The organism is Marinomonas foliarum, from assembly GCF_016906065.1.
GTDB classification, from domain to species: Bacteria; Pseudomonadota; Gammaproteobacteria; order Pseudomonadales; family Marinomonadaceae; genus Marinomonas; species Marinomonas foliarum.
Map to the genome: position 1 here is coordinate 3280925 of NZ_CP070273.1, position 23372 is coordinate 3304296.

15 protein-coding genes and 2 pseudogenes are annotated in these 23372 nt (G+C 44.5%); 6 read left to right on the top strand and 11 right to left on the bottom strand.

Features of this window, described 5'->3' with window-relative positions; all coding sequences use genetic code 11:
• Positions 1-3 precede the first annotated feature (3 nt).
• Positions 4-1452, top strand: coding sequence for an NCS1 family transporter (locus tag JSY38_RS15245; protein WP_205113957.1), 1449 nt, complete (start codon positions 4-6; stop codon positions 1450-1452).
• A gap of 561 nt (positions 1453-2013) precedes the next feature.
• Here the strand turns inward: JSY38_RS15245 and JSY38_RS15250 are convergent.
• Entirely contained in the window at positions 2014-2934 is a 921-nt protein-coding gene (locus JSY38_RS15250) for a LysR family transcriptional regulator (RefSeq protein ID WP_205113959.1), read from the bottom strand.
• A gap of 157 nt (positions 2935-3091) precedes the next feature.
• On the opposite strand from JSY38_RS15250, the gene JSY38_RS15255 reads away from it, so the two are divergent.
• Positions 3092-4300 carry a beta-ketoacyl synthase N-terminal-like domain-containing protein gene (locus tag JSY38_RS15255; protein ID WP_205113961.1) on the top strand — a complete coding sequence of 403 codons (1209 nt, stop codon included), beginning with the start codon at positions 3092-3094 and terminating at the stop codon, positions 4298-4300.
• 249 nt (positions 4301-4549) lie between these two features.
• On the opposite strand, the pseudogene JSY38_RS15260 reads toward JSY38_RS15255, so the two are convergent.
• The 10 genes and pseudogenes from JSY38_RS15260 to JSY38_RS15305 form a co-directional block, all read right to left on the bottom strand.
• Positions 4550-5038: pseudogene (locus tag JSY38_RS15260) on the bottom strand (transposase); the annotation flags it as partial.
• 356 nt (positions 5039-5394) lie between these two features.
• Complete coding sequence (ltrA, locus tag JSY38_RS15265; protein WP_239543993.1) at positions 5395-6630, bottom strand: group II intron reverse transcriptase/maturase; 1236 nt, start codon at positions 6628-6630, stop codon at positions 5395-5397.
• Between the two features lie 609 nt (positions 6631-7239).
• Positions 7240-7767 (bottom strand): annotated as a pseudogene (locus tag JSY38_RS15270) (IS5 family transposase); the annotation flags it as partial.
• 301 nt (positions 7768-8068) lie between these two features.
• On the bottom strand, positions 8069-9169 hold the full coding sequence (locus tag JSY38_RS15275) for a Fic family protein (RefSeq protein ID WP_205113963.1): 1101 nt from the start codon (positions 9167-9169) through the stop codon (positions 8069-8071).
• Positions 9170-9491: 322 nt separating this feature from the next.
• Positions 9492-10442 (bottom strand): transaldolase, encoded by a 951-nt coding sequence (gene tal, locus JSY38_RS15280; RefSeq protein ID WP_205113965.1) that lies wholly within the window; start codon positions 10440-10442, stop codon positions 9492-9494.
• Between the two features lie 355 nt (positions 10443-10797).
• Positions 10798-12813 carry a transketolase gene (gene tkt / locus JSY38_RS15285; protein ID WP_205113967.1) on the bottom strand — a complete coding sequence of 672 codons (2016 nt, stop codon included), beginning with the start codon at positions 12811-12813 and terminating at the stop codon, positions 10798-10800.
• A 180-nt stretch (positions 12814-12993) separates the two neighbouring features.
• On the bottom strand, positions 12994-13944 hold the full coding sequence (locus JSY38_RS15290; protein WP_205113969.1) for a D-ribose ABC transporter substrate-binding protein: 951 nt from the start codon (positions 13942-13944) through the stop codon (positions 12994-12996).
• A gap of 94 nt (positions 13945-14038) precedes the next feature.
• Positions 14039-15091 (bottom strand): ABC transporter permease, encoded by a 1053-nt coding sequence (locus JSY38_RS15295; RefSeq protein WP_205113971.1) that lies wholly within the window; start codon positions 15089-15091, stop codon positions 14039-14041.
• Between the two features lie 27 nt (positions 15092-15118).
• Positions 15119-16660, bottom strand: a complete 1542-nt coding sequence (locus tag JSY38_RS15300; protein ID WP_205113973.1) for a sugar ABC transporter ATP-binding protein — start codon at positions 16658-16660, stop codon at positions 15119-15121.
• Entirely contained in the window at positions 16657-17307 is a 651-nt protein-coding gene (locus JSY38_RS15305) for a DUF2291 domain-containing protein (RefSeq protein ID WP_205113975.1), read from the bottom strand. The genes JSY38_RS15300 and JSY38_RS15305 overlap by 4 nt, the downstream gene beginning before the upstream one ends.
• Before the next feature lie 641 nt (positions 17308-17948).
• Between JSY38_RS15305 and JSY38_RS15310 the strand changes: the two genes are divergently transcribed.
• From JSY38_RS15310 to JSY38_RS15325, 4 genes are all read left to right on the top strand, one after another.
• A complete protein-coding gene (locus tag JSY38_RS15310; protein WP_205113977.1) occupies positions 17949-19502 on the top strand; it encodes an FGGY-family carbohydrate kinase in 1554 nt (517 codons plus the stop codon).
• A 61-nt stretch (positions 19503-19563) separates the two neighbouring features.
• Positions 19564-21096, top strand: coding sequence for a glycerol-3-phosphate dehydrogenase (locus JSY38_RS15315; RefSeq protein ID WP_205113979.1), 1533 nt, complete (start codon positions 19564-19566; stop codon positions 21094-21096).
• 10 nt (positions 21097-21106) lie between these two features.
• Complete coding sequence (locus JSY38_RS15320; protein ID WP_205113981.1) at positions 21107-22039, top strand: sugar phosphate isomerase/epimerase family protein; 933 nt, start codon at positions 21107-21109, stop codon at positions 22037-22039.
• Positions 22040-22165: 126 nt separating this feature from the next.
• A complete protein-coding gene (locus JSY38_RS15325; protein ID WP_205113983.1) occupies positions 22166-23101 on the top strand; it encodes a sugar-binding transcriptional regulator in 936 nt (311 codons plus the stop codon).
• Positions 23102-23372 lie beyond the last annotated feature (271 nt).

Genomic DNA, 23372 nt, shown 5'->3' on the forward strand with positions numbered 1-23372 from the left:
CTAATGGGATCAGATACTCGTGTCCAAAATTTGGAAAATAATCCACTTTTTGAAGAGTCGTTAGCACCAATAACTCAATCGAAAAGAACAATAGGTGTTTTAGGCTACTGCTGGATTTGGGTTGGAATCGCTGTAATGATTGCAACATTTCAGCTTGGCGCAAATGGTGTTCAAGGTTTGTCGTTAATGACAGTTGTATTGACTATCTTTTTTGCCAACGTTGGACTTGCTGTGTTTATGACGTTGACAGCTGATATTGGTACAGAGCATGGCCTTTCCTTTGCTGTATATTTAAGAGCGCCATTTGGGACTGTTGGGACTCATTTTCCAGCGATCTCTAGAGCATTGGTTGCCACTATGTGGTTTGGTATCCAGACTTATTTAGGAGCACTTGCTTTAAATGGTATTGTTGAATATTTAACAGGCTTTAATAATTGGATAGTCTGGTACGCTTTGTTTGCACTGCTACAACTTGTTAATACCGCTTTAGGAATAAAAGCAGTAGAACGTGTCGCAGCCATTGCTGCTCCAGCCATATTAGCTATTTCTGTCTGGATGTACTACACGCTAGAAGGTGTAGCAGATATGAACGGTATTAATATCTGGACTTTTCAAGGCATGAGCGAAATTAGCTTGATCACATTATTCATAGCAAATATGGGATTTTGGTCAACTATGGCAATAGATGTTCCCAACCTAACGCGTTTTGTTAAAACACGAACTGGGACTAAAAAGTTTTTTAAGAGGAATAAATCAGTCCTTTTAGCTCAGCTTTTAGCCTTACCTTTAACCCAGGCTTGGGTCGCTATGATTGGAGCTGTTTCATTTATTGCTACTGGCGATTGGAACCCAGTTAATGTTATTCAAGGGCAGGGTGAAGGAATATCAATGGTTATATTGTTGTTATTGGTTGTTCTTGCTCAATGGTCAACCAATAACTCCGCAAACTTAATACCAGCTGCAATGATTTTTATTAATGTAGCACCGAAAGTATTAAATTATAAGGTAGCTGTTTGCCTGGCGGGCATAGTCGGAACTCTATGTATGCCATGGGAGTTACTTAATAATCTATTTACTTTTTTGTTTTATTATGGTGCATTTTTATCGTCAATAGGTGGCATCATGGTTGCTGATTATTATCTTATTCGAAATAGAAAAATAAATGTTCCAGAGTTGTTCAAAGTGCATGGCCAATATCGTTACTTTAATGGTTTTAACTTGGCCGGATTGATTTCTTGGATCATTTCCGGTGGTATAGCAAGTTATTTCGTTCAGTATTCGTTTGTTATTGGTTTTCCCTTAGGTCTGATAATTTACTTTTTCTCTATGAAATTTATTGTTATGAAAATTTATGATCAACCAGAAACAAGAGACAACTGCGATGATTTATATTTAGCGACATCTATAGGTAAAGACTGGATTATTGAAGGTGAAGAAATAAAGCAGTCTTAAAAATCCAATACTAAAATTTACTTATAAATATCAATAATATAAAGAGTTAAAAAAGTAATTTTTAGCCTTTATTTAATTAAAAGACTTAATTTTTTTCTTTCAAAAAGTAAAGTTAAGTCTTTTTTATAAAATTAATTTAAGAGTACAAGGAAAGTAGGCAGAATTCGCTGTCTACATACTATGTGTCGCACTTATTGCATATAGCATCGGTATGACATGAGCGACCTTGCTATAGAGCATTTATTGTATGCAATGAAGTCAATGTTTGACAAGCCTGCTCCGGAATATGAAAACGCGGCTCACCATATGTTTTCTCAGGCTTAACAGTAAGCAATGGGATAGACTCATCCTCACCTTCGATGCACTACTCTAAATAGAGTTAAAAACATTTTATTTAAAAATGTTTGACTGATTGCTATTACTCGCGTTGGTGTTGATAGTCAGAGTAAATGCTGCTGGTCTAGAAGATACTCTTGTGCTGGATGGGTCGATCAAATTAGGAAAAAAGTGTCTCAAGATGCAGAGATAGCAATGGAAGCTTGCGTGTCTGCTTATTATTAGTCAAGAGTCCTTATGAGGGTCGGATACAGGGACAAATTGTCGTTCCATTATTACCTCTCTAAAGCGAAAGCAACTACTGTTGTCATAATTTTTGTTCCAAATAGCTCGAATATATATCTTATTATGATGATCTTCCAATGGGATAGAGACAAGATCATTTCTCATTCTGTCAGCAAGTTTATGTACATAAAGAGAAATCCCCATTCCTGCTGAAATCAACCCTAAGATACCACTACTAGTTGTGGCCTCTTGTACAATTTTTGGATAAAATCCTGCCCCTTCACATAAAATGAAAATTTGTTCTCGGAATGCTTTCCAGTCACTTTCTGAGCCCATAATAAACGCTTCATCCTTAAGCTCCTTTAACTGAATAGATTTCCTATTTGCTAAAAAATGCTTTTTTGGAACAACAACAGAAATCGTCTCTTCAGATAACAATAAAGAATCTTTACGATATTCATTTCCCTGAAAATCCATTATGAAACCAATATCTATAGAACAGTCTTTTATCGCATCAATTTGCTTGTGTGTGGGCATATAGTTCAGTTCAATGTCAATATATGGAAATCTTTCTTTAAAGTTTTCTAAGACTCTGGGCAAATCTAAGTTAATTGAAAAATCATTATATCCTAAAACTAAATGACCTATATCTCCTGATGATACTCTGTTTACTAGATGAACTCCTTTTTCAAGGGTCTTTAAAGACAGCTCAACTTGTTCCAAAAAAATTTTACCTGCTTCAGTAAGTCGTACATTTCTTGTAGTTCTAATGAAAAGCTCGGCTTTTAGCTCATCTTCTAAATTCCTAATTAAACGACTTAAAGCTGGCTGTGTAATAAAGCTTTTCTGTGCAGCTTTGTTAAAGTGCAAGCACTCTGCAAGTGCTAAAAAAGCTTTCAAATGCCGAATCTCAAATTTCATATTAATTCCAAAATCACATCAATCAATGTTTTTAAATGATTAGACCCTATCAATCACTCAATTTATACTAAGTATTAGTAAGTAGTCAATGTGGAAAGAGTTTACTGTGCATTATCTAAATCCTAGCCACTACACAAAAAATTAACAGGTGTGTTTTATGCGAAGAGTTGTTGTTACTGGTATGGGGATTGTTTCAAGTATAGGAGACAATGTTGAAGAAGTAACAGAGTCTCTTCGTTTAGAGAAATCTGGCATTACCTTCAATCCTGAATATGAGCAACTTGGACTACGAAGCCATGTCTGTGGAAACTTAAAATCTCTTGATAAAGTCAATAGTATCCCCAAAAAAATGAAGCGATTCATGGGTGACTCTGCTGCTTATGGCTATGTAGCAATGCAGGAAGCCCTTGCTTCCTCGGAATTTCCTAAAGAGCTACTAAGTAGCAGTCGTACTGGATTAATATTTGGTTCTGGCGGGGCATCAACTAAGGACATCATTGAAGCCGCTGAATTGTTGCGTACAAAAGGAGTCAAAAAAGTCGGCCCCTACAGGGTCACTGCAACAATGGGCAGTTCAACATCAGCCTGCTTATCAACATCTTTTGGTATAAAGGGCATCAGTGTTAGTATGACTTCTGCCTGTGCAACCAGCGCACACTGTATTGGCTATGGAATGGAATTAATCCAGTTTGGAAAACAGGATGTAGTTTTTGCTGGTGGTGCTGATTCACTACACTGGAGCCAGACTTGCCTATTTGATGCAATGGGTGCGTTATCCAGTAAGTTCAACAATTCACCTGAAACAGCTAGCAGACCTTACGATCAAGACAGAGATGGATTTGTAATTGCGGAGGGGGCGGGTGTATTGATTCTTGAGGAAATGGAACACGCACTTGCTAGAGGGGCAAAAATATACGGCGAAGTGATTGGCTATGGCGCATCATCAGATGGTTACAGTATGGTAGCACCATCAGGAGAGGGTGCTCAACGCTCAATGAAACTAGCCATGGAAACTGTAAAAACCGAAATAGACTATGTAAATACTCACGGTACAAGTACACCGGTTGGTGACTTATTAGAACTAGACTCTATTAGCGAAGTCTTCAAAAATAAACTTCCGTATTTCAGTTCTACAAAATCATTAAGTGGTCATTCATTGGGTGCAGCGGGGGTTCATGAAGCAATATATTCTCTTATTATGATGAAAGAGGGGTTTATGGCCAGTTCTAGTAATGTTTTTCAGATTGACCCTAAAATTGCAGGAAGACCCCTACTGACTTCAGTTTTAGATGTCTCACCTAAAACAATCATGAGTAATAGTTTTGGTTTTGGTGGTAGCAATGTTAGCTTAGTATTCTCAAAGTAATAAGATAGATTTTTTAGTTAAAAACACAAATTACCATCTATTTCAGTACCTTTCCCACCTAAACAAGGTTATTTAACCTTGTTTAGGTGCTCCAAAACGGATCCCCTTGCGGTTCGTATCATTCGGTTGACTATAAAGTCAAATAACATTGCCAGCCTACTGTCACTCTTCGCTAGGGAAACTGCGATTAAGAAGTCGCACAGATGTGAGAGCTTCTAACTCGGTTAAAAAATCACAAAATATCACCCATTACAGTACTTTTAGCTCTTTAATAAGCTCATTCAGCCTTATTATAGCCTTTGCAGCTCGTATCATCTGGTTAATTCTAAACACATTAGCTAAGGCAGACAGCATCGCCAGTTTGTTATCATTTTTCTCTAAGCCGCGATAGATGATTTTCCTAAAACCAAACTGACGCTTGATGACCCGAAACGGGTGCTCTACTTTTGCTTTGATACTGGCTTTTATGTATTTCGTTCGGATAGGTTGCATATTTATTCTTGGATGTTTCTTGAGAGGGCGCACCTTGCTTGTCATTTCAGCAATCAACCAATCCGCTTTGATGTCTGTTAGCTCTTCTCTTTTTTGAGCGCCTCGACAACCTGAATCCGCCGAGATAAAGCATTCTTCACCATGAAGCAGATGTTCTGTTTCTGTGATGTCGTGTACGTTAACTGCCGTTGTGCTTAGACTGTGAGTTAGCCCTGTTCTAGCATCAACGCCGATATGAGCTTTTAGTCGGGTAAGGACAGTGTGTTACCACACCATCCTCCCCTAAGAACCGTACTTGAGAGTCACCCCTCATACGGCTCAAGCCTCTCAACAGCCTTAATATGAACGAGCCTCACAACGGGAAAATCGATCGATGGCGGCGCTCCAAATAAGCGTTCCATGTCGGATTATAGGGATTCACTGCACTACGTATTTTAATGTGCCTTACGATCAGAACGGTCGATGCTGAAAACAGCCGCAACCGTTGGCTTATGCCATTAATCCGATCATCAGACGCAAACACCCAGTGTCTTGGCCCTTCAACATGGAAGTATTTTTTTCTTTACCCATTTCGCACTTTTCATGGCGTGCCTACGCACTGCTCATCGCCACAGAATTCGCCAAATTTGATGGTCAATCCATGTAAAACGAGCCTTAGACACAATATGGCGGTGATACATCGCCCAACCTCGGATGACCGGATTGATATTCAGAATCAGATTCGCCTGTGTTGCCGACTTGTTTCCATTCACTATTTTCCGGACCTTATCTAAAAGCGCCTTCACGCTTTTACGGGCAGGGGTAATCAGTAGCTTGCCCGAATACTTACGTATATTTTGGCCCAGAAAATCGAAACCTTGTGCGATATGCGTGATCCTAGTCTTTTCGTCTGAAAGCTCCAGGCCCCGCGCCTTCAAGAACACCTCGATTGCCGGGCGAACTTGATGCTGCAAGACCTCTTTCGAAGCCCCTGTCACGATGAAGTCATCCGCATATCTCACGACGTGGATTTTAAACGGGCGTCGTGGTGTATCTTTTGGAGACACGCTTATATTGACTGCCTGTTCTAGTCCATCCAACGTCAAATTCGCCAATACCGGGGAGATGATTCCGCCTTGCGGCGTACCGGCCTCGGTAGCGAATAAGGTTCCTTTCTCTACATACCCTGCTTCAAGCCATTTACGCAGCACGACTTTATCCATGGTGATGTTTCTGAGCAGCCAATCGTGACTGATGTTGTCGAAACAGCCGCGAATGTCGCCCTCCAGCACCCACGTAGCGGATGTTCGCTTTGCGAGTGCATTGAAACAATGTGCGATGGCGTCTGCCGTTGAACGCTCGGGCCTAAAACCATAGGAGTTCGGGTCTGCTTGGGTCTCTGCAACAGGTTCCAGCGCTAATTTCCATAAGGATTGCATCGCTCTGTCTCGCATTGTCGGTATCCCAAGAGGACGCTTCTTTCCATTGCTCTTGGGTATGTAGATACGTCTTAGCGGTTGCGGTTGATAGCCGCGATGCTTTAACGTGAGTGCTCCCTTTGATTTGGCGGCCGGAGTCGACCATATCTTGCCGTCGATCCCCGGTGTTCTTTTACCTCGATTTTCCGTCACCCGTTTTACAGCAAGCATTTTGCTGTAAAAGGAGCGGGTTAGTAGGCGCTGCAAGGCTTTCACTTTGCCCCATCTACCTTCCTGTGTTGCTTTAGCGATACGCACTTGGAGTCGCCTCACGTCTTTCTCGATATGACACCAGTCTGCCCAGAGCCATATCAATTCTGCGTGCGAAGGTGCACCCACACCTGAGACCGGCGTCTTCGCGCTGATTGCCGATGCTGTCATCTGCTTTCCTCCGTTAAACAATTTTTCAAGTTATCTCGCTATGAAAGACCTCGTGGAAGTCTGCTCGCTTTCGCGCCGAGTGATGTTTCAACCCGTATTCTCTCGATTACAGAGAGGCATTCGCTTTTTCCACATTCCTTTATCCGCAGTACCAACAATGTTCCTCACGGTTCATCTGCCAACTATGGCAGTACTACGGACTTACCCTGTTCCGCATGTATTTCAGAGCGGAGCGGACCTCCCCATTTCGCCGGTGGCGCATCATTCACGATGGGTTATTGGTCAGAACCCATACCTGGCCACACACCTTTTGGTTCAAGCCTATCAGCATCTTTGGCTTGTCTGGTTTAACGACGTTTATAAGAGATTCACATCTGTTGGCCGTAGCCGCTCATTCCTAGCACCACTCCGCCTTAATGCTGGCAGATTCAGTCTTCTCTCACGGTTCGACTGACCGATAAAAATCGGTGGTTACATTGTCCCCGAAGCTTCGCACGGTGCTGTTACCAGCTCCGCACGTCCGAGTAGGAAACGGTTGGTGAAACAACCGGTTTCGTCAGGTAGACATACCCTGCGAAACAGAAATACTTGCAACTTTCAGGTCGCACAGCCAAAGAACCACTGCTTACCTTTTTGAGTTTGGTGCATTTCAGGGTCTCTTTCTTTAGCTTTGTTTTTCGTTGAGCTGGCCGCTTCAATAATAGTCGCATCCACAATGGTGCCTTCTTTGAGGTAAATGCCTGCATCAGACAGCCATCTGTTCACTTCTTTAAAAAGCTGGCGCGAGAGTTTGTGTTTCTCTAATAAGTGTCTGAAATTCATGATGGTGGTGTGATCAGGAATTGGGTTATCTAACGATAAGTCAGCAAATAAGCGCATGGATGTGATCTCATACAAGGCATCCTCCATCGCTGGATCACTCATGTTGTACCAATGTTGCATGCAGTGAATGCGGAACATGGTTGATAGCGGATAAGGTCTTCTACCGTTCCCTGGTTTAGGATAGAACGGCTCAATAACCGCTTCAAGTTGATCCCAAGGCATCAACTCATTCATGCGAGAAAGGAAAATTTCCTTACGTGTTTTACGGCGTTTGTTGTTGAACTCGCTGTCGGCAAAAGTGAGTTGGTGTGACATGGTTGAGGCTCGAAGACTAAAAAAGAGATTGTCTCATGAGAGGGACTTATTCGCATGTTCCCTAGGCGAGCGGTTGTATTTATGGATTTTATTTCAGAGATTTTTTCTGAAATCCCTATTTTAAATGAAAATGGCTTATCACTTTGAGCTTATTGGCTTAGGTTGATTATTTAGTGATGTTCAATAGGAGGCCATTAAATATCCTCTATTTTTTCGACTTGTGTGATTTTTTATCATTAGCAATCAGTTGATGAAGATGCTAATGAAAAAGCTATAGAAAAGACAGCCATAAGCTCAGTTTTTACTGAGCGAGCAAATACCGAGTACTGCGTCCGCCAGATTCAGATCGAACCAAACAACCTTGTTCAACTAAAGTCGCTAAATGGCGCGTCGCTGTCGGCTTACTGACTTTGGCAACTCTATGATACTGAGTCGTGTTAATACCTTGTTCAAAATCTCCATCGAGCATACGATTTAAGACTTTGACCTGCTCCGACGTTAGCTTTGTTTGGTCGATTTTTCGCCAGTAGTTTGATTTCAAAATGGTCTGATCTATTTCTCTTAGCACGTCATTAAAGGTTTCGTTTAGCGTAGTCAGAAACCACTCTAACCATGCTGTGATGTTTACGCTTCCCTTTTGCGTCTGTTCAAGTATTTCATAGTAGCTTTTACGCTTTGCCAATATGCTCACTGACATTGCGTAAAATCGAACCGATTGGCTCTCAGCTTGAGCTAATGCTAGGTCTGTAAGCAATCGAGTTATACGACCGTTTCCATCATCTAGTGGGTGTATAGTGACAAACCAAATATGAGTGATGGCGGCTCTTAGTAATGGATCTAGTGAAGTGTCTTTTTTTGAGTCATTAAACCATCGGATAAAATGCTCTAATTCTGTATTAAGCACTTCTCGTGGAGGGGCTTCAAAGTGAATGGTAGGTCGATCAATACGGCCAGAAACCACCTGCATGGGTTCACTTCCTCGTAATTGGCCACCCATGATAGGGCTGAGCATGGCATAGCCTTTAGGAAATAGTTTTTCATGCCAATTTAGAATTCTCTTTAGACTTAATGTTGAATCAAGGTTCTCAATGGCATCGATCATTATCTCAGCGATCCCATCGGTTTGCTCAGTAGTAGGATACGTGTTTTCTTCTGTTAAACCGAGTTTGTTAGCTAGTGAAGAGCGTACTGAAAAGGCATTCAGTTTTTCACCTTCAATGGCGCTTGAGTTCACGATGTTGGCCAAAAGTGTATCCAGCATACTTTGCTTTTTATCATGGGATTGACTGGCCATTTTACCCAATAGAACCCCTTGGTTAAGACGCGCTTCTCTTAACATGGGCTCTATAACGTTTTTATCCCATGTAAAGTTAGGCCAATTTTCTTGCTGCCATATCCACATAACACACCCTATAATTTGAATAACATGATTAATCTACTCACACTTTAATGTGAATAGTGTGGTTAATCAAATCAAAGTTTAATCTGAATGATGTTGGTAATCACATCATAGGCGTTGTGAAGAGTTAGTAAATGGAAGTCGCTATAAGGAAAAATTGAGCGTAAATAGAGTGGTGGTCTCGAGCAAATTATTTTATGAATTCTGGACTTCCTTAAACACCTATTAACGTTAAAATCTAGTTAAAAAAGGTGTTTTATGAAGTCCAGAAGGGCGAGGAGAATGCGTCTGCCCTACTCTAAATTAACAAAATTAGTTATATTCCCTAAAGTTTTGTTTCAAGCAATGCTTCCAATTTGCGCTGGTCGACAGCGAAGTTACGGATGCCTTCCGCTAGCTTCTCTGTTGCCATCGCATCTTCGTTTAGCGCCCAACGGAAGGCCTCTTCGGTGATTGCTGCACCTGCCGGTGTAACGTCTGTTGTTGGAACCAGTTTGCGCTCAAGCTTGCCGTCGTCTTTTTTCAGCTCTTCTAGCAGAGCAGGACTGATGGTTAGACGGTCACAACCAGAAAGTTGCTCGATCTCTCCGATGTTGCGGAAGCTGGCACCCATGACGATAGTCTTGTAACCATGTTTTTTGTAGTAATCGTAGATTTCTGCAACAGACACTACTCCTGGGTCCGTTTCCGAAGTGTAGTCTTCGCCGATAGACTTCTTGTACCAGTCTAGGATACGGCCAACGAACGGAGAGATAAGGTAAACGCCGGCTTCAGCACAGGCTTGTGCCTGAGCAAAAGAGAACAGCAATGTTAGGTTACAATTGATACCTTCTTTCTCTAGCTCTTCTGCGGCCTTGATGCCTTCCCAAGTAGACGCAGCTTTGATCAAGACTCGATCTTTAGAGATGCCAGCGTCTTCATATAGCTTAATAATGCGACGTGCTTTCTCAACGGTGGCTTCTTTGTCATATGACAAACGAGCATCTACTTCAGTAGAAATTCGGCCTGGTACGTATTTAAGGATTTCAGTTCCTACAATTACCGCTAGTTTATCGCCAGCATCAATGATTTGCTGTGCTTTGTTGTCGCTTTTCTCTTTTGCCCACTCGATTGCTTGATCGATAAATGGTGCATATTCAGGAATTTGAGCAGCTTTTAGCATCAAAGACGGGTTAGTGGTGGCATCTTCTGGACGGTATTCTTTGATCGCTGTGATATCACCCGTGTCGGCAACAATCGTTGTGAACTCTTTTAATTGAAATAACTTATTACTCATTGGTTTATCCTTTTCTTTATCTAGTTGTTGTTTTATCAGTTCGAAGGCTTCGATTGAGGCGTGTTTTTTTAACATCTTTTCGATGACCATCTTCTGAAAGGTATTGTCTAAACCGTTTTCCACTCGGTGGCCTCAGAAAAAAGGCGAGTATATCGTGGGCCAAGTAAATCAATCGTTTTTCCTTTGAATGTTACTTCTCAACATATGTACTTCAACAGAATATTAAAACGATCTTGGCTAGATTAAGGGCAACCAAACACGTTGATTTACATCGATTATGACCCACGGATGCTCTTCATATCCTTAATAGAATATTGCCTACTCAAACGACCTAGGTAATATTTAATAGGTAGAATTAATGAGCGTTTTGCTGAATGATGCGTTTGCTAGTTTCAACCACCTTTTCTTGTGTGAAGCCGAATAAGGTCATCAATTCACTGGCAGGGGCGGATTCACCAAAACGGTTAATGCCGATTACAGTGCCGTCGATGCCCACATATTTATACCAGTAATCGCTATGTCCGCATTCAACAGCAACTCGAGCGCGAATGTTAGTAGGTAGTACTTTGTCGCGGTAAGATTTTGGCTGTTGGTCAAATCGTTCAGCGCAAGGCATGGAGACCACTTGCACGCTGAAACCTTGTTGCTCTAAATCAGTAGCGCTGTCCATGGCTAATGCGACTTCTGACCCTGTAGCGATTAGGATCACATCTGGCGTACCTTTACACGCTTTGAGGATATAACCTCCTTTAGAAACGTTTTGCTGTTGTAGGCTATCGCGTTTTTGTTGGGGTAGGTTTTGACGTGACAAGATGAATGCGCTGGGGCCTTCGTTTCGCTCAAGAGCAGCTAGCCAAGCCACAGTGGTTTCGAATTGATCACAGGGGCGCCATGTTTGTAGATTAGGCGTTACGCGTAACGCCGTAATTTGCTCTATTGGTTGATGAGTGGGGCCATCTTCACCCAGTCCAATAGAGTCATGGGTGTAAATATGGATGACTCGTTGGTTCATTAAGGCGGACATGCGTACCGCATTACGGGCGTATTCCATAAACATAAGGAAGGTGCCACCGTAAGGAATAAAGCCGCCGTAGAGCGCAACGCCATTCATAATGGCGGTCATGCCGAATTCACGCACTCCATAATGTATGTAGTTACCATCAGGTTGAGCAGGAGAAATGGCTTCAGACCCATTCCACATGGTGAGGTTGGAGGGCGCTAAATCAGCTGATCCGCCCAACAGTTCTGGTATCTTATCACCTAGTAACTGCAGGGTATTTTGGGAGCATTTACGGGTTGCAACATCATCCGTTAGTGTCGATTGCTGGGCCAGAATGTCTTTCTTAATCTCGTCCCAGTCTGCTGGTAATGAGCCCTCGATACGGCGTAAAAACTGTGCTGCCAATTCAGGGTGCTTGGCTTTGTAACCTTCTAACAATTGCTTCCAAAGCGTCTCTAAAGTTTGCCCTTTATCGAAGGCATTCCATGCATGGGATACGTCCTCTGGTATTTCAAAGGGACCATGGTGCCAGTCCAATGCATGCTTGGTGGCTTGAATCTCATCCTTGCCTAATGGTGCCCCATGGCAATCATGACTGCCAGCTTTGTTAGGAGAGCCAAAACCGATAGTAGTCTTACAACAAATCAAAGTGGGTCGGGAGGAATCACGGCGAGCCTCTTCGATGGCGGCAATGATTGCTTTGGCGTCGTGGCCATCCACATTGCTGATTACTTGCCAATTATATGAGCGGAAACGGGTTGGGGTATCATCGGTAAACCAGCCTTCGATTTCCCCATCAATGGAAATGCCATTGTCATCATAAAAGACAATGAGCTTACCCAGCTCCTGAGTGCCCGCTAATGAGCATACCTCATGGGAGATGCCTTCCATTAAGCAGCCATCTCCAACAAAGGCGTAGGTAAAGTGGTTCACTACATCAAACCCTGGTTGGTTGAATTGCGATGCAAGGGTTTTCTCTGCTAGTGCCATGCCTACCGCATTAGCCAAGCCTTGTCCTAATGGTCCTGTAGTTGTTTCAACGCCTTCTGTGTAGCCATATTCCGGGTGACCGGGGGTTTTAGAGTGTAATTGGCGAAATTGTTTAAGGTCTTCTGTGGTGAGTGGGTAACCTGACAAGTGCAGTAGACTATAAAGCAACATGGAACCATGGCCATTAGAAAGAATAAAGCGGTCTCTGTTTGGCCAGTGAGGGTTCGCTGGGTTGTGTTGTAAGTAATCTCGCCATAGGACTTCGGCAATGTCTGCCATGCCCATTGGGGCGCCCGGGTGTCCAGAGTTGGCTTGTTGTACGGCGTCCATACTGAGGGCGCGCACGGCATTAGCGAGGGTTCTTCGTTGTAAAGTACTCATCAATATTTTCCTGCAGCATCATGTTTGCTGAACGGTTCTGTCAAAAAATGGATGGCCTAATTGGCTCTGTGCCTGAGAGGCGACACAGCGGTTTAAGGGTAAAGCGATGTTGAAAAAGAAGGGCTACATGAGTAGCCCTAAAGCTTGATTTTGGAGAGTGCCCTAACAAGAGCTAGTTGCTTAGTATTCAGACAAGGTGAAGGCGGTCGTATAGTTTGCAATGTTGTCTTTAGTGATTAGGTAGCAATCAAACAACTGCTTTTCAGTATCAACACCTGTTTTGCCTGTTTTGATGAAACTGTCCGCTTGACGAATCGCTGCAGCAGCAAAGATGGCAACTGGCTGAAGTACGGTGTATTCCATTTCGCCGTCTAGGATGGCATTAGCGGCGTCTGGAGAACCGTCAAAACCGCCTACTTTTACTTGGTCAAGTTTTCCCGCTTCTTTAAGTGCTGCAATAGCACCTAAAGCCATCTCATCGTTACCAGAGATTACGCCCTTGATGTTTGGGTTAGCCTGCAGGATAGACTGCATTTTGTTGTAGCCTTGTGTACGATCCCAATTAGCAACTTCTTGAGCCACTTTATTTAGATCTGGGTATTGTGTTAGTACTGTTTCGAAGCCATTAGAGCGTGTTGCTGCGTTGTTATCACTCGGTGCGCCGAATAGCTCAACGTAATCACCTGAATCGCCTACTGCGTCAACCCATTGCATTGCACCCAATGCTGCACCTTGTGCGTTGTTGGATACAAGCTGCGCTTTCGCAAGGCCACTTTGGTTCAATTCAGCGTTGATGATGATAACAGGGATGTTTGCTGCAATCGCTTTACGTACCGCACCAATGGAGCCGTCTGCGTTAGCAGGGTCAAGGATGATGGCTTTAGCTCGGTTGGTAATGGCTGTGTCGATCAGCTTACTTTCTGTGTTTGTATCGCCTTTGTGCGCGGCAACGTTTGCGTCGTAGCCCATGTCTTCGGCTGTTTGTTTCGCTACTTGACCCTCAGTGTACCAGTAAGGGTTTGAAGGGTCGTTGACGATAATCGAGATCAATCCATCAGCCCATGCACTGCTGGCCATTAGAGTCAAACTAGCAGTAGAGGCAACTAACAAACGCTTAGTAGTTTTAAACATTGTATTACTCCGATTTATTATTTTATGAGTTTGCCGAAGGTCGGCGACTTGTTTGGCGTGACTGTTGCTCACCAAAAGCCACGCCAGGGTTCATTTAACGACTCTTGCCAGATGAGCCGTATTGCAGGCTGTTAAGCAAAACCGCTAAAACAATAACGGTGCCGGTGAAGACTGTTTGCCAGTACGCCGAAACCCCAATAATGACAAGACCGTCTGATAGATAACCAATTACCAGTGCACCTAAGATGGTGCCGCGTACCGTACCACGACCACCGGTCAGAGCAGCTCCACCAATCACTACCGCAGCGATGGCGGTCAGTTCGTAGGTGGTACCAGCGGTTGGGCCAGCAGAGGTCAATTGTGAAGACAATACCAAGCCGGCTAGGGCAGCACAGACGCCAGACAGAAGGTAAACCGTCACTTTTACACGCTTGATTGGTACACCAGAAAGGTCCGCCGCTGTTTCGTTACCGCCAGAAGCGTACAACCAGCGACCGAAGGCGGTACGGCTGATCATCAGGCCACACAGTACTGCAACCACAACCAATACGATGACACTGATAGGGATGCCTGCTAAACGGTTGAAGCCCAACCATTCAAAGCCGGTGTTGCCAAGTTCAGGTTTGCCGTCTAATTGGTTGTATGTCAGGCCATTGGTCATGAGTAGGGCGATACCACGGGCAACATACATGGTACCTAACGTTGCCACGAATGCTGGGACTTTGAAGTGCGCGACCAGCACACCATTAACTGTGCCCACAGCTGCACCCAATAAGCAGGTCAAAACCACTACAACCCAAAGAGAAGGGTAAAAGGTCATACCAAGAAATTCGATATTGACACCTTGCATCAAGAATCCTGCAAAGACACCACATAGCCCAAGGGTTGAGCCAACGGAGAGGTCGATGCCGCCATTTAGAATGACCAACAACATGCCTAGCGCCAATAGACCAAAAATGGCCACGTGGGACGACATGATTAGGAAGTTGTTAACCGTAAAATAGTACGGCGACATAAAAGAGAAAAAGATGATGATCGCAATCAAAGCGAAGAATGCGCGTCCTTCAAGAAGTAAGCGGCCGATATCGATCTTTTTAGGTGGGGTGCTTACCCCTTGCACTGATTGCTTTTGAGCAGTTGAAGACATGGTATAACTCCAGTTTTTCTTATTGCCTTAATGGGTAACCGATTCGCCAGAGGCGGCCATAATTTGTTCTTTTGAAGCCGTGTGATCAAACTCCGCAGAGATTTTGCCTTTGTGCATCACTATGATGCGGTGGGCTATACTCAAGCACTCCGCTACTTCAGATGTCGAATAGACTACTGCTAGGCCATCTTTTGCGCGCTCGGCCAGCAGCTTGAACACCTCTGCTTTTGCGCCAATGTCGATGCCTCGGCTGGGTTCGTCTAGTAACAATACTTTAGGAGCCGTTGCTAGCATTTTACCGATGACGACCTTCTGTTGGTTACCTCCAGAAAGTGAGCCTATGGCTGCTTCTGAACCAGAGGTTTTCACTGTAACCGCTTTAATGGACGTATCAACTAGGTTGTCTTCATCTACTTTTGAGGTCAGCAACTTGCGAGTAAACTCACTGATGCTTGCCAGGGACAGGTTTTGCCCTACAGACATGGTTTGCACTAAACCGTCTTTTTGGCGATCTTCTGGAACTAATGCCAAACCTGCTTGAATGCGTTCTGCGATAGAGAGTTTATTTACGTCTTCTCCACCCAATAGAATGTGTCCTTCTTGGGCTTTTAAACGGCCCGCAGCACACTCCATAAATTCTGAACGACCTGCACCCATCAAGCCGTAAATACAGACGATTTCACCGGCTTTTACATCAATGGATAAGTTGTCGACGACATTGAAATCACCGCCCCCTGTATCTCTAATCACAAGGTTTTGAACGTGTAAGGCGGTGCCTCCAAAGTTATAACCCGTTGGTGGCGAACCTAGGTCGAAGTTTTCACCCACCATGTTGCGGACAATCCATTCTAGGTCAATGTCTTTGCGTGGGGCGTAAGCCGTCATAGTGCCGTCACGCAACACCACAGCGTGATCGGTAATGGTGAGGGCCTCTTCTAAATGGTGAGAGATGTAAACAATGGATACGTTCTTGGCAGTCAAATCTCGGATTACTTTAAACAGGACTTCTACTTCAGCCGCACTAAGAGCAGAGGTGGGCTCGTCCATGATCAGGATGCGTGATTTCTGGGAAATTGCGCGGGCAATCTCAATGATCTGTTGTTGACCTAAACGCAATTCTTCTAGGGGGGTCAACGGATCTATGTCTTCTTCCAGCTCGGCCATCAATTCACGGGCTTGGCGTTCTTCTTCAGCAAAATCCACCTGGCCACCCTTGATGATCTCCCGCCCCATAAAAATGTTGTCGCGTACGTTCATGTTGGGCGCGAGGCTCAGCTCTTGGTGAATGATAGAGATGCCTTTGGCTCGCGCTTCATTGGCGTTGTTAAAGAGAATGGCTTCACCATCCAAAACGATTTCACCTGAAGTGGGAGTAATCACCCCTGATAGAATCTTCATCAGGGTAGATTTACCCGCACCATTTTCACCGAATAGAGTAGTGACTTGTCCTCGGTGTATATCGAAGTTAACGCCTTTAAGGGCATGGGTGTTTCCGAAAGACTTGGCGATGTTACGCGCTTCCAGTACCACTTCATCCACTTTAGGAAGGTTGTCGTATGCTAGGCTCATTTCACGTCCATCCCTACTGGTGTAATCAGCCAATTTTTGGCGTTAATTAAGCGAAATACGCCCGTGATGGCTACGGTTTTGTCCACCAAGTTATCCCGGTCCAAATCGTCTAGGATTTCCGCTTTCATCACACGGTTCATCGCAGCGCCCACATCTTGGTATTCTATTTGGTTTTTGAATTTGCCAAACTTGATTTCCCCAGTGGCATCACGTAGGTCGGTACCATTTAGGGCTGGGCCAGTTTGTACACGTACTGTTTGATTGTCTGGGAAGTTGGGGATGCTGATTTTGAATATGCCTGAACGGCCTTCGATAACAGTGCCCTCTAGGGTCACAGGGATCACTGGGCCAATGCCTCCACCAACGCCGTATTTTTGTCCCGCTGCCTTCTTGTCTTCGCGTAAAGCGTTAAGGAGAACCGTTGCGTCGACCGCGTTGCTTTCTACATACTGCTTAATGTCTGGGTAATTGATTTTGGCGTAGTTGTCAGGTGAGAACGCTTGTTGGCGAAGGTCCTCAATGGAGCCATTAACGATCACTTTGGTGTCGAGTGCCATGGCGCCAGCGACTGCAGCCATTAGAATGCCCGTAATAAGGAACTTCTTGCGCTTTTTAGCCGCTAACTGGTTAGAAAGTTGAGTTTGCATCGCAACCTCCACCAATTAGGGTAAGCATTTGAGTCGATTCAACATGCGTCAAGCGCAGTAGCGCTGGACGATAGCTGGGTTGCACAGTGGTGTTTATCATTTTTATTTTACTCCGGCTGTTTTGCCTCTAAAAACTCGTGTATGTAGGGCACATAAGTCTTTGATCGAGCCAAGATCATCAATTTATTTTTAGAGGTCTGTGTGATCTTTGTACTTACAATGGGATAAAAATAAATCACTGTCAATGAAATTTATTACACAATGTATAAAAAATATCTAGATGTGTTATTTTTTCAATGATACTAGATGGAATATTGCGTGATGATAATAAGACCTAAATAAACATATTTTACAAACTTAGATTTAGATTAAGTTTTTGTTTTAATTTAACTTAATTTATTGGGATTATAATTTCAGTGTTGGTTTTTAAAGTGCTTATGTTTATTGATTGATATTCTATCTGTATGTGAGATAGGTAGTTATGGAGTTGACAGACGTTTAAAATTAGGAAATTATTATCACAATAAGAAAAATATTTCACAGCGAGGTTTTGTTCGCTGTCACAAGAAACGGGTATCAATCATGCTTCTAATAATAAAGTTGCCCCGCTTCACTTGCCTCTATAACAAGGAGGGTAATAAGTGAACTCACAATTGATCATAGGTATCGATGCAGGTACATCTGTTGTAAAAGCAGTTGCCTTTACAATCAGTGGTGAGCAAGTTGCTACTGCGTCAGTGCGCAACTCCTATCAAACGGGTCTAGATGGCTCGGCTACACAATCTTTATCTCAAACTTGGTCAGACTGCGTTAGAGCTATAAAAGGGCTTAGTGAAAAAATTGAGCGTTTTAAAGAGCGTGTGATTGCTCTGTCGGTGACAGGTCAAGGGGACGGTACTTGGTTAATCGATGAGGCCGGTCAACCAGTGGGTGATGCGTGGCTTTGGTTGGATGGTCGAGCATCAAGTACAGTCGATTTTCTTAATAAAGTAGCCACCGAACGTCAACGATTTGAGCAAACCGGAACAGGTTTGAACACCTGTCAGCAAGGGGTGCAAATGGCCCACATGGCCAAGCATTACCCAGAGTTACTGCAGCAGGCTAGCACAGCGTTTCATTGTAAAGACTGGTTATTCTTCAATTTAACTGGTCAACGGGCAACAGACCCTTCAGAAGCCTCTTTTACCTTTGGTGACTTTCGAACCCGTGAATACAGTGAGTCTGTAATCGAAAGTCTCGGTCTTAGCCAATACCGCACTCTATTGCCCTCCATCATAGATGGCTCCAAACAAACCTTTCCATTGACGTTAGAGGCTGCTGAACTGGCTGGATTGCAGGTAGGTATCCCGGTGTCCTTAGCTTATGTAGACATGGTTATGACGGCCCTTGGGGCTGGCGTTCATACCGGAGAGGATGATGTAGCTTGTTCCGTGATTGGCTCAACCGGAGTTCATATGCGCTCTGTGGCGGATAAAGATGTTTATCTAAACCAAGCTGGTACAGGTTATGTGATTACCTTGCCAGTGGACGGTCGCGTGACCCAGGTACAAACCAATATGGCGTCGGCGTTGAATCTAGATTGGCTATTAAATGTGGCTGCGGACTTGTTGAAAGATTTTGACTGCGAGTGTACCAGTTATAGCTTGGTGGATAGGGTGGAGCGTTGGTTAAAGCAGGCTGAAGCCGGACAACTCTTGTATCACCCATACATTTCTGATGCTGGAGAGCGTGGCCCCTTTGTTAATGGGCAAGCTCGAGCCGGCTTTACTGGTTTAACTTATCGTCATCGTTTTCCAGATCTAGTACGCGCTGTAGTTGAAGGCCTAGGCATGGCAATGCGTGATTGCTACGAAGCGATGGGCGGTACGGCGACAGAATTACGATTAAGTGGTGGCGCTGTACGCTCTCCAACCTTACGCCAGATTCTTGGGGCATCAGTTAATGCCAAGGTACGCGTTTCTGCCAGAGAAGAAGCAGGGGCTGCGGGGGCTGCCATGATGGCTGCGGTGGCCATCGGTTTATATCCAACCATGGATGATTGCATAAAAGAGTGGGTGGTGCCGTTGCTGGGTGACGGTGAAGTCCCTGACCAAGCATTGGCGGCCAAATACGAACGCTTATTTGAGGCGTTTTATGATCAGCGTCAGTCGTTCCCGTCTACTTGGGCCACCATGGAACACATCAAAACTATGTAATCAACAGAATGCACAGACAGATTGCAAGTGCGATCTGCGGCGATTAATTAAGGGGTTCGGTATGAGTAATGAACAAATGTTAGATCTGTTTGTAATCGGTGGCGGTATCAATGGTGCGGGTATCGCAAGGGATGCGGCTGGTCGCGGATTATCTGTGGTCTTATGTGAAAAAGACGACTTGGCACAAGGGACATCTTCCCGCTCAGGTAAACTGGTACATGGTGGGTTGCGCTATCTAGAATACTACGAGTTTCGTTTGGTTCGCGAAGCCTTAATTGAGCGTGAGGTCCTGTTGAATTCAGCCAGTCATATTATCTGGCCCATGCGCTTTGTGTTGCCTCACAGTAAAGAGGATCGCCCAGCTTGGTTGGTGCGTCTAGGATTGTTTCTTTATGACCACTTGGGAGGTCGCAAACGTTTGCCTGGCACTCGTACCTTAAATCTTCACCGTGATCCAGAAGGTGCACCGATTAAAGACCAATACACCAAAGGGTTTGAATACTCGGACTGCTGGGTAGATGATTCTCGTCTAGTGGTTTTGAATGCGTTAGCTGCGGCACAGAAGGGGGCAGAAGTTCTGACACGCACCCGTTGTGTGGCAGCAACGCGTCATGCCGATGGGTATTGGGAAATTACTACTGAAAACGCGATGACCAAGGAAGTGCGTACCTTTAAAGCCAAGCTATTGGTGAACGCAGCGGGACCATGGGTGCGCCGGATCGTTGATGACGTGGCTACATCAAAAAGTTCTCGTAATATTCAGCTGGTCAAAGGCTCCCACATTATCGTGCCGAAATTCTGGCAAGGGCAGCAGGCTTATTTAGTGCAAAACTACGACAAGCGCGTGATTTTCATTAATCCATACGAAGATGACAAGGCTTTGATTGGTACGACTGATATCCCTTATGACGGCAAAGTGGAAGATGTCAAAGCAGATGAGAGCGAAATTGAGTACTTGTTGGCTGCCGTGAATCGTTACTTTAAAGAAACCCTGCGTCGTCAAGATGTAATCACCACCTTCTCTGGGGTACGACCTCTGTTTGATGATGGTCAAGGGAATCCGTCTGCAGTAACTCGAGATTATGTGTTTGATATGGATGAAACCCAAGGAGTTCCTTTGTTGAACGTGTTTGGTGGCAAGCTGACTACTTTTCGAAAACTGTCGGAACATGCGATCCAAAAAATCGAAAAATATTTCCCTGAAATGGGTGGTAACTGGACCAGTGGCGCGGTGCTGCCGGGTGGGGATATTCCGAATGCGGATTTTCAGTCCTACATGCAGGCTTGTAAAGAGGACTATCCATGGATGCCACGGGCGTTACTTGTCCATTATGGTCGTCATTATGGTTCCATTATTAAGCAGATTGTCGCGGGTGTGGTGTCCATTGAAGGTTTGGGCCAGTATTTTGGTGGCAACTTATACGAAGCAGAAGTGCGTTACCTAGTGGAGTACGAATGGGCCATGACAGCGGAAGACGTTCTAGAGCGTCGTACTAAAGAGGGCTTGCACCTATCAGACGAGCAGAAAGCAACCTTCGGCCAGTGGTTTGCATCTCAATTTATCGAACATAACTCTGATCGTAAAATTTCGTAAGGAGGGCATCATGGCATTAACATTAGGATTAAATACCAACCCTTTAGTTAACCGCTTTGCTGAGCCAAAGCACTTAATTGAGACTATTGCACACGACATCAAGATTCGTGATGTGCAGCTGACCCATGAGTTTATTAACCCCAGTTGGCCAGCGTCCTTGATTCGTCGACTGACCCGAGAAATGCAATCCGCTCTGACACAAACAGGTGTACGAATTACTTCTGGAATGACTGGGCCTTATGGGCGCTTAAATCACTTTGGTCACCCTGATGCAGAGGTGCGTCGTTACTACGTGGAGTGGTTTAAGATCTTTGCTGACATTACTGCTGACCTTGGTGGGGAAGCCGTTGGAACCCAGTTCGCTATCATGACCCAAAAGGATTTTGACGATCCCAAGCGTCGCGAAGCACTAACGCAAATTGCCATCGATTGCTGGGCGGAAGTGGCAGAACATGCCAAGCAAGCGGGTTTAAAATATGTTTACTGGGAGCCAATGAGTGTTGGACGTGAGTTCGGTGATACCATTGCTTCTGCAATGAGCTTACAACAACGACTAACCGACGCAAATATGGCAGTGCCTATGTGGATGATGGCGGACATCGACCACGGTGATGTGATGTCCCAAAACCCTGCTGATTTCGATCCTTACGCTTGGGCAGAAGTTGTGCCTAAGGTGTCACCGATTATCCACATAAAACAAAGCTTGATGGATAAGGGAGGACACCGTCCGTTTATTAAAGAGTACAACCTTAATGGTCGAATTCAACCGGAGCCTTTATTGGGAACCCTAGCAAAAGGTGGTGCTAAGGATAATCAAATTTGCCTTGAATTGAGTTTTAAAGAGCGTGAGCCCACGGATCGTCAGGTGGTGGAGCAAATCGCAGAAAGTGTGTCATTCTGGGCGCCGCATATTGATAGTGGAGTTCAGGATTTAAATATTTGAGCCTATGTTATACGGGTTGCACTATGTCGAAGTTTTGTGGTTATTGGTGTAAAGTTCGTTTCGCATTGGAGCAGGTGGCATTAAATTTGATATCGGAGTAGAAGTTTGGATACGAAGGAGGGTCTTGTGGATTTCGATGATTCGTTGGCGATACGGGCTGCTTGGTTGCATTACGTGGGGGGGCTTACTCAAGCTGCTGTAGCTAAGCGCCTTGGGCTCACATCAGTAAAGACTCATCGTCTCATTTCTAAAGCCGTTGCCGAAGGTGCGGTGAAAGTTTCTATCGATGGAAAGATAACAGAATGCGTGAAGCTGGAAGAGCTGCTGATCGCTAGGTTTGGCTTAAAGCAATGCATCGTTGCGCCAGATCTGGGTGAAGAGGGAATCCCTCTGAAAACCCTTGGTCAAGCAGGCTCGACCTACCTTAAGAACCTTCTTACTTCTAAATCAGACATCACCATTGGCTTGGCACTTGGTCGAGCCTTGGCGGCTGTGGTGCATCAGTTACCGCGCCTCGATACTTCAAATGTAAAGTTTGTTTCTCTGTTAGGTGGCTTAACTCGGGATTACTCTATTAATAGGGATGACGTTTTGCATTGGATTGCGGCTAAAACCGGGGCTCCTTCTTACACTATGCCGGTCCCTTTATTGGCTAATTCAGTGGAAGATCGTACTGTGCTGTTGGCACAGAAAGGAGTGAAAGAGGTGTTCACCATGGCTAATAATGCTGATCTTAAGTTCATCGGTATCGGTACCGTAGCGCAAACAGCCCAGCTGGTGGCGTCTGGGCCTATTAAGCCGGAAGAAATTATTGAGATTGCTAGGGCGGGAGCTGTAGGCGAGGCCATGGGGCATTTTTTTGATGAGAAGGGTGAGATAACTAATACGTCTCTTAGCGCTCGTATGTTGTCTGTGTCTTTAGAGGGGAAGAGAGGTGAAATCATTGCCATCGCCGGTGGCGAAGAAAAGGTTGAAGCTATACGCGCAGTTTTGAATGGTAAACTGTTAACTGGTTTGATTACCGACGAAGTCACCGCCCGTGCTATTTTAGCCACTCTTTGAACGCTGCAGTCTTCCTTGGCCTTAATCAAGCAGAACCTTTGAGTTCTGCTTTTTTATTCCTGCAATCAAGGATAAAAATATCCCGCAGTACCTTTAAGGATACCGCGGGATTAAGGTCGAGGAAGATACTCAATGAAATTACATGATGGAATGTTTTAAATGTTACTTTGTTATAAATAACATGAAAATCACTTTTTTGCCTTTCTAAGTGAGATATCTTAGCCTCAGGGTGATCGAAGATCAGCAGAAGATATCTCAAAAGGCCCCATCA

Excerpts from the sequence above, each read along its gene's own strand:
- JSY38_RS15245 (WP_205113957.1), top strand. The coding sequence starts at position 4 with ATGGGATCAGATACTCGTGTCCAAAATTTGGAAAATAATCCACTTTTT.
- JSY38_RS15290 (WP_205113969.1), bottom strand. The coding sequence starts at position 13,944 with ATGTTTAAAACTACTAAGCGTTTGTTAGTTGCCTCTACTGCTAGTTTG.
- tkt (WP_205113967.1), bottom strand. The coding sequence starts at position 12,813 with ATGAGTACTTTACAACGAAGAACCCTCGCTAATGCCGTGCGCGCCCTC.
- JSY38_RS15300 (WP_205113973.1), bottom strand. The coding sequence starts at position 16,660 with ATGAGCCTAGCATACGACAACCTTCCTAAAGTGGATGAAGTGGTACTG.
- JSY38_RS15305 (WP_205113975.1), bottom strand. The coding sequence starts at position 17,307 with ATGCAAACTCAACTTTCTAACCAGTTAGCGGCTAAAAAGCGCAAGAAG.
- JSY38_RS15320 (WP_205113981.1), top strand. The coding sequence starts at position 21,107 with ATGGCATTAACATTAGGATTAAATACCAACCCTTTAGTTAACCGCTTT.
- tal (WP_205113965.1), bottom strand. The coding sequence starts at position 10,442 with ATGAGTAATAAGTTATTTCAATTAAAAGAGTTCACAACGATTGTTGCC.
- ltrA (WP_239543993.1), bottom strand. The coding sequence starts at position 6,630 with ATGACAGCATCGGCAATCAGCGCGAAGACGCCGGTCTCAGGTGTGGGT.
- JSY38_RS15275 (WP_205113963.1), bottom strand. The coding sequence starts at position 9,169 with ATGTGGATATGGCAGCAAGAAAATTGGCCTAACTTTACATGGGATAAA.
- JSY38_RS15250 (WP_205113959.1), bottom strand. The coding sequence starts at position 2,934 with ATGAAATTTGAGATTCGGCATTTGAAAGCTTTTTTAGCACTTGCAGAG.
- JSY38_RS15315 (WP_205113979.1), top strand. The coding sequence starts at position 19,564 with ATGAGTAATGAACAAATGTTAGATCTGTTTGTAATCGGTGGCGGTATC.
- JSY38_RS15295 (WP_205113971.1), bottom strand. The coding sequence starts at position 15,091 with ATGTCTTCAACTGCTCAAAAGCAATCAGTGCAAGGGGTAAGCACCCCA.
- JSY38_RS15255 (WP_205113961.1), top strand. The coding sequence starts at position 3,092 with ATGCGAAGAGTTGTTGTTACTGGTATGGGGATTGTTTCAAGTATAGGA.